Below are 9878 nucleotides of genomic sequence, written 5' to 3'. Positions count from 1 at the left end.
ATGATTAAAAAATTGGTTTTATTATTTGTTCTGTCTGTCGTTTTAAGTTTAAATCTTATTATCCCTGTATTGGCTGAAGATTATCACGATACAGTAATTGAAACCGATATAAAAGAAATTCAGGCGCAAGATATAATATCTGGTAATGTTACCGTAACATTTAATAATATGAATCTTTATAATGAAAATGTTAAATTTTCATATCACATACAGGATGAAAACGGAAATGATATTTTATTTGAAAACGAGAGGACGCCGCTTGTATTGGAGGGAAACAAGGCTGTAATTCCTTTTAATTTTGACAAAAAAGCGGTTGAAGCCGTCCAAGGTTTAAAAGAATTTAAAATTGTATTTGACTTAGTTGACGAGCAAAATGTGTACTGGTTTTCTGCAAATACAAATTTAGATTTTGTTACAGACAGTATTTCATATGAATACAATATTTTGAATATCTTTAAAACTAATTGGAGCAAGGTGTTTGGAGAACAGAAAATTATATTTTTGTTTAATATAGTTGGAATTTTTATATTTATATATCTTGCTTATAAATATAAACATGAATTTGTATAATAATATAGAAAAAGATGCTTTATTATATATTATTATATCATTGGAATTTGATGGGGCAGTTTGTTGTTAAAAATGTAAATTAGCGTGGGCTTGGAAAATATGCTGAAAAAATTAGGCTTAAATGACAATGAAAATCTGTTTAAATTAGTTGTTCAATTTATAAAATTTGGAATTGTAGGAGCGTTGAATACTTTAATTTCACTTGCGGTTTATTATATATTTATATTTATTAGTGATGATTTATATTTAATTGGCAATGCAGTCGGACTTGTAGCGGGGATTATTAATTCATACTATTGGAACGGGAAATACGTATTTGCAGATACGGGCAAAAGAGAAATAAAAACATTTTTAAAAACATTTGTTTCCTATAGTTTTACATTTGCTTTGAGTACATCTATGCTTTTTATAATGGTTGAATATATGAATATATCAAATAAGCTGGCTCCTATAATAGGATTAACTGTAACGATTCCTTTGAATTTTATATTAAATAAATTTTGGGCATTCAAATGATTTAAGGCGCTTAGGGATGCTTATAATCTTCTGGGGCAAGAATAAATTATGTGAAATTAATTTATAAAGCTTAATTTAAAAATTAATTTTACCGGTATATATGGTTGAGGATGGCATTAGCGCCCTAATAGCGGCGTCAAAAGCATTTGACGTAGCTTTGCTTTTTCCTTGCCATTAAACTGCTAATGCCGTCCTCAACTATTTGACTATATATATGGAATTTTTTTGTTAATCGAAGCAGAAATGAGCAGACTTACCCCAGAGGCAAGGGCGCTAACTACGTGTGAGTCGCGACACGTAGCGTTTTCCAAAGGACAATTCGAGAATTCACAGGTAAGTATTTGAAACGTCGAAAAACAGAAAAATTTGCTATATGGAGCGTATAGACCTTTATATACTGAGCGTATCAAAAAATAATGGAAATAAGATGTTAAAAAGCCGATTTTTTAAATCGGCTTTTTACTAGAAGGATGGTATTATGAAGTTTTATTTTGGGGTTTGTGTATCTTGTTTACAAATCTAGTATAAGTTTAAATTATTAACTCTGTATTGAAAAATTGTAAATAAATTATTAACATCATATAATTTTATTATTATGGGTAAAAGCCGGGTGGTCAGCCCGGCTTTTAAAAGGAAGGTATTATGAATTTTTTTGGGTTTGTGTATCTTGTTTACAGATAATAATATAGCAAATAATTATTAACGCTATATAGATAATTTGTAAACAATTTATTAATAATTATTGTCAATTAATATTTAATTGCTTTTGTATAATACTATATTTTCATATGTACGAAACAATATTTTTATTAAAAAATTTGATAAAACTTTTAATATTGTTTGTCAAAATTTGCTGTTTGTGATATAATGATTTATAATTAATTTATTTAGGATGATTAATATGCTCTCAAAAATAATAAGCTGCTCAATATCCGGGATTGACGGCTGCTTAATAGATGCGGAAGTGGATCTCGGAAACGGACTTCCGATGATAGATATTGTCGGCCTTCCGGATTCTGCTGTAAAAGAATCTAAAGAAAGAGTGCGTTCCGCAATAAAAAACAGCGGATTTCCTTTCCCGGCAAAAAGGATTACCATAAATCTTGCCCCTGCCGACATTAAAAAAGAGGGGCCTTCTTTTGATTTGCCGATTGCAGTTGGAATACTGTCATGTCTTCAAATTGTGCCATTTGAAGTTTCAAAAGAATATATGTTTACAGGCGAATTATCCCTTGACGGAAGTGTGAGAGGAGTAAATGGAGTTTTGCCTATGGTTTACAGCTCTTACACAAATGGCATAAAAAAATTTATTGTACCGTATGATAATCGTGATGAAGCCGCGCTGATAAAAGATGCTGAAATTTATCCTGTCAGGTCATTAAGGCATTTATGTGATTTCTTAAACGGAAAAGAAGAGATTAAACGATATACGGTTGAAGTCGAAAATATATTTAACTCAACAAATGGAGAAATGCTTGACTTTTCCGATATAAAAGGGCAGGAAAATGTTAAGAGGGCAATGGAAATTGCCGCCGCGGGAAGGCACAACATCCTGCTTATAGGCCCTCCCGGATCGGGAAAGACAATGGCGGCAAAACGTCTGCCTTCAATAATGCCTGATTTAACATTTGATGAATGTATTGAAATAACTAAAATCTACAGTGTCAGCGGTCTGTTGAAAAATAAAAACATGCTTATAAACAAACGTCCGTTTAGGGCTCCGCATCATACAGTTTCTGCATCTGCGCTGACCGGAGGAGGAAGAATCCCGAAGCCCGGTGAAATTTCACTTGCAGATAAAGGCGCTTTATTTTTAGATGAACTGCCTGAATTTTCGCGCAATGTATTAGAAGTTATGCGCCAGCCGTTGGAGGATGGGCAAGTTACTATAGCGCGCGTTAATGGTACTGTTACATACCCGGCAGATTTTATGCTTGTTGCAGCAATGAACCCATGCCCGTGCGGCTATCTTGGTGATGGTGATAAATGCAGATGTACTCAAAACGAAATAGCTAAATATACAAGCAAAATAAGCGGACCTCTTTTAGACAGGATAGATATTCAGGTTGAAGCTTCGGCAATTAAATATGAGGATCTTAAAGATGGAAGGAGCTCTGAAACTTCGGAAGAAATTAAAGAAAGGGTTGTCAAAGCCCACAAACTTCAGCTCGAAAGATATAAAAACGACAATATACAATTTAACAGCCAGCTGCCCCCAAATTTAATAGATAAATACTGTGTTCTTGGAAAGAAAGAACAAGCTATGCTTAAATCTGCTTTTGACAGACTAGGATTAAGTGCAAGGTCATATCATAAGATACTTAAAGTGGCAAGGACAATAGCGGATTTGGAGGGAAGTGAATACATAACGGCAAAGCATATAGCCGAAGTTATCCAATATAGAAATTTAGACAGAAAATATCTGATGTAATTTATAAAAGCCGTTAAGCATACCATAAAAATAAGGAGGTATGCTGTATGGCCGGTTTTATAAATTATTTTTCTGGGATAATAAATTCATTAGGATATATAGGGATTTTTTTAGCGGCGGCGCTTGAATATGCATGTTTTCCGATTTCAAGCGAAATTCTTTTGCCATTTATCGGATATTCTGTTTACCTTGGAAAGCTCTCTCTGTTTAAAGCCATTATTTCAAGCACAATAGGCGGAGGGGTTGGATGCAGTTTTTGTTATTTTCTCGGAAGGTTTGGGCGTGGAATTATTGAGAAACTGTTTAAAAAAAACGGAGCCGTATATTTGGGAATCGAAAAAGCGGAGAGATATTTTGATAAAATGGGGAATGAGTCTGTTTTTTATGGCCGCCTTATGCCCATAGTCCGTACATATATTTCTTTCCCGGCCGGAATGGCAAAAATGGGATTTCCTAGATTCTTTATGTTTTCAGTTATGGGAGCGATGATTTGGAATACCGCGCTTGTATCTGTTGGGTTTGCGCTGGGGGAACACTGGGAAAGTGTTTCTGTGTTTTTTTCAGAAAACAAGAATTTAATTTTGATTTTAGTATTTATTTTTGTAGGAATTTTTCTATGCTTTAGAAGGAAAAAATGTTAATTTAAAAGCCATGTCCGCATTAAAAATGTGAAACATGGCTTTAATACTATTTTCGGCACATAAAATTATTATACTTCAGTTTCATTTTTAACATTTATACCGTTTTTTATTAAAACTTCGGCTGTTATTCCATTTCCTTCAATAAGAGTACCGGAAAAAGTACCGTCATATATTTTCTTATAGCCGCAGGAAGGGCTTTTGCTTTTTAGTATGGCCAAATGACAGCCTGTTAAGGCGGCGATTTTAAGCGCTTCATTTGCGCCTTTCTCAAATTCTTCAGTAAAATCATTATTATTTTTATCAATTACTTTACCGTTCAGTATTTCTACAGGCATCCTTGGAGTTGGCCGTCCGCCAAGCTGTTCTGGACAGACCGGTATTAACGTGTGTTTTTTTGATAATGCAGTTATATTCGGATACTCTTTAATATTGCCGTCATAACGGCATCCTATGCCTAACAGGCATGCGCTTACTATTATATTCATATTTTAATTTAACTCGCTTTCGATGTCTAAAGCTTCAACGAGCTTTATATTTTCATTTCTGTCCATAAAAGTATTCAAAGTATATTGGTTTGCAAATAACAGGAGCGGACGCATAAAATGGTCGAAAACAAGCATGCAGCGAGAGTTTTCAAGTTGTTTTAAAGCGTCGGCAGAACTGTCTTTAACCCAGCGCACAACGCTGAAGTCTAAATAATCCATCCTTATATCACAGTTATACTCGTTTTTAAGCCTGTACTCAAAAACTTCAAATTGAAGTTCTCCTACGGCGCCGAGAACTACTTCATTATATTCATTTGTATAAACTTGTATTGCACCTTCCTGGGCAAGCTGTTCAATCCCTTTTTGAAATTGTTTTGCTTTAAGGGAATTGACCGGACGGACGCGCCTGAAAAGTTCAGGAGGGAATGTTGGAAGCGGCTCAAAGAACAGCTTTTCTTTGGAGGTTGTTAAAGTATCGCCTATTTGATAGTTGCCTGAATCATAGACGCCGATTATATCTCCGGCAATTGCATGATCTACCGTTTCTCGTTCGTTTGCCATAAGCATTGTGCTTTGGCTGAGCTTTATTTGTTTGCCTGTCCGCGAAAGCGTAACGTTCATACCGCGTTCAAATGTTCCTGAACAGATACGCATAAAAGCGAGTCTGTCACGGTGGGCAGGGTTCATATTAGCTTGTATTTTAAATATAAAACCGCTGAAAAAATCGTCTGTAGGTTCAACTTCTCCCGTAGTTGTTTTTCTGTTTCCGGGAGCCGGGCTCATTTCAAGAAAATGGTTAAGGAACTGAGTAACGCCAAAATCGGCAAGCGCAGTTCCGAAAAATACCGGTGACAGCTTACCTTTAAGTATCAGGTTCATATCAAATTCATTTCCCGCCCCGTCGATAAGTTCGATTTCATTTCTCAGTATGTCAAGGTTTGCCTGTGAAATAACGCCTTCAAGTTCGGGACCGAAAACGCCGTTTTCACCAAGCTTTATTTCGTAATCGGTACGGTATATATAAACGCTGTTTTTAAGCCTGTCATAAACGCCTTCAAATGTAAGGCCGCTGCCTATAGGCCATGTAACGCTGACGGAAGGAAGGCCTAACGCTTCTTCTAAATCTTCAAGTATTTCCAACGGCTCTTTTGCCTGTCTGTCAAGTTTATTTATAAAGGTGAATATTGGTATGCCTCTGAGACTGCACACCTTGAAAAGTTTTTTCGTTTGAGTTTCAACACCTTTAGCCGCATCAATGACCATAACTGCGCTGTCGACAGACGTTAAAATTCTGTATGTGTCCTCGCCGAAATCATTATGTCCCGGCGTATCCATAATTGAAACGATTTTACCTTCATATTCAAACTGCATAACCGAAGAAGTAACGGAAATACCGCGCTGTTTTTCTATTTCCATCCAGTCGCTTGTAGCAAACTTTGAATTGCGCCTTGCTTTAACTGTACCTGCTTCCCTAATGGCTCCGCCGTGGAGAAGAAGTTTTTCTGTTAATGTTGTTTTTCCGGCGTCTGGATGGGAGATTATTCCGAATATCCTTCTTTTATTTATGGCTTCCAAATTATCAAGTGACATATAAATATCCTTTCGTATATAAGTTTCCTAAATTTTAGCTAACATATATTATATTAAGATAATAAATAAATTGCAACTTTTAGATTTATATATATTGAAAATGTTATATAAATTATGTAAAATTAAACTAAAATCGTTTAAGTTGCAGACGGTTTTTTTATACCCCAATCCGTATATTTTTATTTAGCATTTTAAATCATATTTCTATTGACATAATTACTAATAATGTGCTAGAATATTTGTCAATGTAAACAAATAATTTAAACTTTGTTGTACAAATATAACAGGAGGATACCTTTTATGATGCATTTAACAGCTGTTAAAATTAGTTCTATCAAGATTAACAGCCTTAGTGTTTGCTTTTTCGGCAATTTTAGTTTATGCATTTTTAAAAGCGGTTTTCCTATTGGTTTAAATATTGGCGTTGGCAATAAAAAGATACCCTTTTTATTGCCTTTTCTTTTGTAAAAAGCAATTTCAATATATTGGCATTTGCCGGAAAGGATGAGAAAATGTTAAACAGGAAAGATGTTTTGGGCCTGCGGGACATGAGCAGGGAAGAAATTATTGAGATCCTCGACTTAGCTAAAGTGATGAAGGAACGCATCAATAATCCTGAGCTTAGGGTAAACGAACTTGAACACACAAGTGTTGTTACATTATTTTATGAAAACAGCACAAGGACAAAAACATCGTTTGCTTTGGCCGGCAAATACCTTGGGGCGACAGTTCAGGATCTGGGTATTTCGACAAGCAGTGTCAATAAGGGTGAAAGTCTCATTGATACGGGCAAAACCATTGATCAAATGGGCGTTGATGTTATGATAATGAGGAATTCTTTAACAGGCGCGCCGCATGTTCTTGCCCGAAATGTCAACGCGCATGTTATAAACGCCGGCGACGGAAGCAATGAACATCCGACCCAGGCTTTGTTGGATTTATTTACAATAAGGGACTATAAAAAGGATTTTGAGGGGCTTAAGGTTGCTATAATAGGCGATATTTCGCATAGCCGTGTAGCAAGAAGCAATGTGTTTGGGCTGAGCAAGCTTGGGGCTGAGGTTATGCTTGCCGGTCCGTCAACCCTTCTTGGAGGATTAAGCAAGCTTGGCGTTAAAGCTACCTCAAATATAAAAGAAGCGGTAAAAGATGCAGACGTAGTTATGGGGCTAAGGATACAGTTTGAAAGGCAGAAAACTATAAGTTTTCCGGGAATTGAAGAATATAGGGAGCTTTTTGGAATAAACAGCGAAATAATAAAGCATGCTAAAAAGGACGTGCTGATTATGCACCCGGGTCCCGTAAACAGAGGCGTTGAATTTTCGACGGATGTAGTCGACAGTGGAAACTCGGTTATAAATATACAGGTTAAAAACGGGGTGGCAGTTAGAATGGCCATACTCAAACTTTTAGCGAACGGAGGTAAAAGCTGATGAAAACCCTCATTAAAAAAGGAAAGCTGATTAATCCTGCTACAAATAAAAATGAAATCTGCGACATATTAATTGACGGCAAAATTATTGCTAAAATCGAAAAAAATATTGAAGAGCCGGCCGATAAAGTTATAAATGCCGAAGGAAAGGTTGTGGCTCCGGGATTTATCGATGTTCATGTGCATCTAAGAGAACCCGGTTTTGAATACAAAGAAACGATTGCGTCAGGAAGCAGGGCGGCCGTTAAGGGAGGATTCACAACGATATGTTGTATGCCTAACACCAACCCTGTTATTGACAGCGAAATAATGGTTGAATATATTAAACTTAAAGCCGCTAGAGAAGCAGAATGTAATGTTCTTCCCATAGGGGCCATTACAAAGGGCCAAAAAGGAGAGGAACTTGCAAATATAGGCAAAATGGCAAACGCCGGGGCATGCGCTATAAGCGAGGACGGAAAAAGCGTTCTCAACAGCGGGCTTCTTAAAACCGCAATGAATTACTCAAAGATGTTTAATATACCTGTTTTAAGCCATTGTGAAGACAACAGCCTTGTTGGCGGAGGCGTTATGAATGCAGGTATCCAAAGCCAACTTTTAGGGCTTAAAGGCATTTCAAACGACAGCGAAGACGTAATTATTGCGCGTGATATTATTCTTTCCAAAAGCACAGGCGCTAAACTGCACCTTTGCCATGTCAGCACAAAAGGCGGCATTGAGCTTATAAGGGATGCGCAAAGGCGTGGACAGGAAGTAAGCGCGGAAGTATGCCCACATCATTTTACATTATCTGATGCAGATGTAACTGATTATGATGCAAATACTAAAATGAACCCGCCGCTCAGAAGCATTGAAGATGTTGAAGCTTTGAGGGAAGCGTTAAAAGACGATACAGTAAAAATTATAGCGACAGATCATGCTCCGCACGGTATTGACGAGAAAAACTGTGAATATGAGAAAGCCGCGTTTGGAATAGTGGGCCTTGAAACGGCATTTTGCCTCGGAAATAAAGTTCTTGTTGAAGGCGGATATATTACGCTTGACAAACTTATTGAAAAGATGACAATTAATCCGGCAAAACTGCTGGGTATTGATAAAGGCTCGATTGAAGTAGGAAAAGACGCGGATATTACAATTTTGGATCCCGACGAGGAGTTTGAAATCGATTCTTCAAAATTTGCGTCAAAAGGTAAAAACACGCCGTTTAACGGATTTAAGGCAAAAGGCAGGATACTTTATACATTGGTCGGAGGAGATATAAAAGTATTGGAAGGGGAACTTTTTAATGATAATAGATAAGCTGATTGATAAAATAAAAGAAACCGAAAATCCTACGGTTGTTGGGTTAGATCCAAGGCTTTCATATGTTCCTGACTTTATAAAAAACGAATGTCTTGAAAAGTACGGGAAAACTCCTAAAGCTGTGGCTGAAAGCTTTTATATGTTCAATAAAGAAATAATTGATAAAACATTTGATCTCGTACCGGCAGTGAAACCTCAGGTAGCTATGTATGAAATGCTCGGGCCTGAAGGATTTGACAGCTATATAAGGACAATAGAGTATGCAAAGTCAAAAGGGCTTATTGTAATAGGCGATGTGAAAAGAGGGGATATTGCTTCAACGGCAGAAGCGTATTCAGACGGCCATATTGGCAGAATAAATATTGAAGGAAACGAGTTTGAAATTTATCACGAAGATTTTATAACTCTTAACCCATATCTCGGCTGGGATTCAATAGAACCATATATGGAAAACTGCAGAAACTATGATAAAGGTATGTTTGTACTTGTTAAAACGTCAAATCCAAACAGCGGACAGCTTCAGGATCTTGACGTCGGCGGGAAAACGCTTTATCAAAAAGTCGGAGAGCTTACAAGCGAATGGGGAAAGGAACTTGTAGGAAAATACGGTTATTCTTCCGTTGGCGCGGTAGTTGGAGCTACACACAGGGAGCAGGCCGAGAAGCTCAGAAAGCTTATGCCGGATACCTTTTTCCTTGTGCCGGGATACGGGGCTCAGGGAGGAAAAGCCGAAGATCTTGCCGTTTGTTTTGACAAAGACGGACTTGGGGCTATTGTAAACAGTTCCAGAGGAATTATAGCGGCGCATCAGAAAGAACAGTATAAAAATAAATACAGTGAAAAAGATTTTGCGCTTGCCGCAAGGGACGCTGTTAATGATATGAAAGCAGATTTGAGGAGATGTATATAAT

The 9878-nt window shown here is 36.9% G+C and carries 9 protein-coding genes; 7 read left to right on the top strand and 2 right to left on the bottom strand.

Going from position 1 to position 9878, the window contains the following annotated elements; all coding sequences use genetic code 11:
- The 4 genes from NE664_05615 (at window position 1) to NE664_05600 (ending at window position 4158) form a co-directional block, all read left to right on the top strand.
- Window positions 1-570 carry a hypothetical protein gene (locus NE664_05615; protein MCQ4726138.1) on the top strand — a complete coding sequence of 190 codons (570 nt, stop codon included), beginning with the start codon at window positions 1-3 and terminating at the stop codon, window positions 568-570.
- Window positions 571-669: 99 nt separating this feature from the next.
- Window positions 670-1086 carry a GtrA family protein gene (locus NE664_05610; GenBank protein ID MCQ4726137.1) on the top strand — a complete coding sequence of 139 codons (417 nt, stop codon included), beginning with the start codon at window positions 670-672 and terminating at the stop codon, window positions 1084-1086.
- Window positions 1087-1987: 901 nt separating this feature from the next.
- Entirely contained in the window at window positions 1988-3517 is a 1530-nt protein-coding gene (locus NE664_05605) for a YifB family Mg chelatase-like AAA ATPase (protein ID MCQ4726136.1), read from the top strand.
- A 47-nt stretch (window positions 3518-3564) separates the two neighbouring features.
- Window positions 3565-4158 carry a DedA family protein gene (locus tag NE664_05600; protein ID MCQ4726135.1) on the top strand — a complete coding sequence of 198 codons (594 nt, stop codon included), beginning with the start codon at window positions 3565-3567 and terminating at the stop codon, window positions 4156-4158.
- Window positions 4159-4226: 68 nt separating this feature from the next.
- Here the strand turns inward: NE664_05600 and NE664_05595 are convergent, their stop codons facing one another.
- Together NE664_05595 and NE664_05590 are read right to left on the bottom strand one after the other, a co-directional pair.
- The gene (locus NE664_05595; protein ID MCQ4726134.1) at window positions 4227-4643 is read right to left on the bottom strand and encodes a DUF523 domain-containing protein; all 417 of its coding nucleotides are present in this window, start codon (window positions 4641-4643) and stop codon (window positions 4227-4229) included.
- Window positions 4644-4646: 3 nt separating this feature from the next.
- Window positions 4647-6233, bottom strand: a complete 1587-nt coding sequence (locus NE664_05590) for a peptide chain release factor 3 (GenBank protein ID MCQ4726133.1) — start codon at window positions 6231-6233, stop codon at window positions 4647-4649.
- Window positions 6234-6745: 512 nt separating this feature from the next.
- On the opposite strand from NE664_05590, the gene NE664_05585 reads away from it, so the two are divergent.
- From NE664_05585 to pyrF, 3 genes are read left to right on the top strand one after another with little or no spacing between them, the layout of a single operon-like run.
- Window positions 6746-7666 carry an aspartate carbamoyltransferase catalytic subunit gene (locus tag NE664_05585; GenBank protein MCQ4726132.1) on the top strand — a complete coding sequence of 307 codons (921 nt, stop codon included), beginning with the start codon at window positions 6746-6748 and terminating at the stop codon, window positions 7664-7666.
- A complete protein-coding gene (locus tag NE664_05580; GenBank protein MCQ4726131.1) occupies window positions 7666-8964 on the top strand; it encodes a dihydroorotase in 1299 nt (432 codons plus the stop codon). The genes NE664_05585 and NE664_05580 overlap by 1 nt, the downstream gene beginning before the upstream one ends.
- The gene (gene pyrF, locus NE664_05575) at window positions 8954-9877 is read left to right on the top strand and encodes an orotidine-5'-phosphate decarboxylase (protein MCQ4726130.1); all 924 of its coding nucleotides are present in this window, start codon (window positions 8954-8956) and stop codon (window positions 9875-9877) included. Before NE664_05580 ends, pyrF begins: the two co-directional genes overlap by 11 nt.
- Window position 9878 lies beyond the last annotated feature (1 nt).

Origin of the sequence: Anaerotignum faecicola (genome assembly GCA_024460105.1) — a bacterium.
Taxonomy (GTDB): domain Bacteria; phylum Bacillota; class Clostridia; order Lachnospirales; family Anaerotignaceae; genus JANFXS01.
Note: the sequence above shows the minus strand (reverse complement) of the source record. Positions and strands in the feature narration are given on the sequence as shown.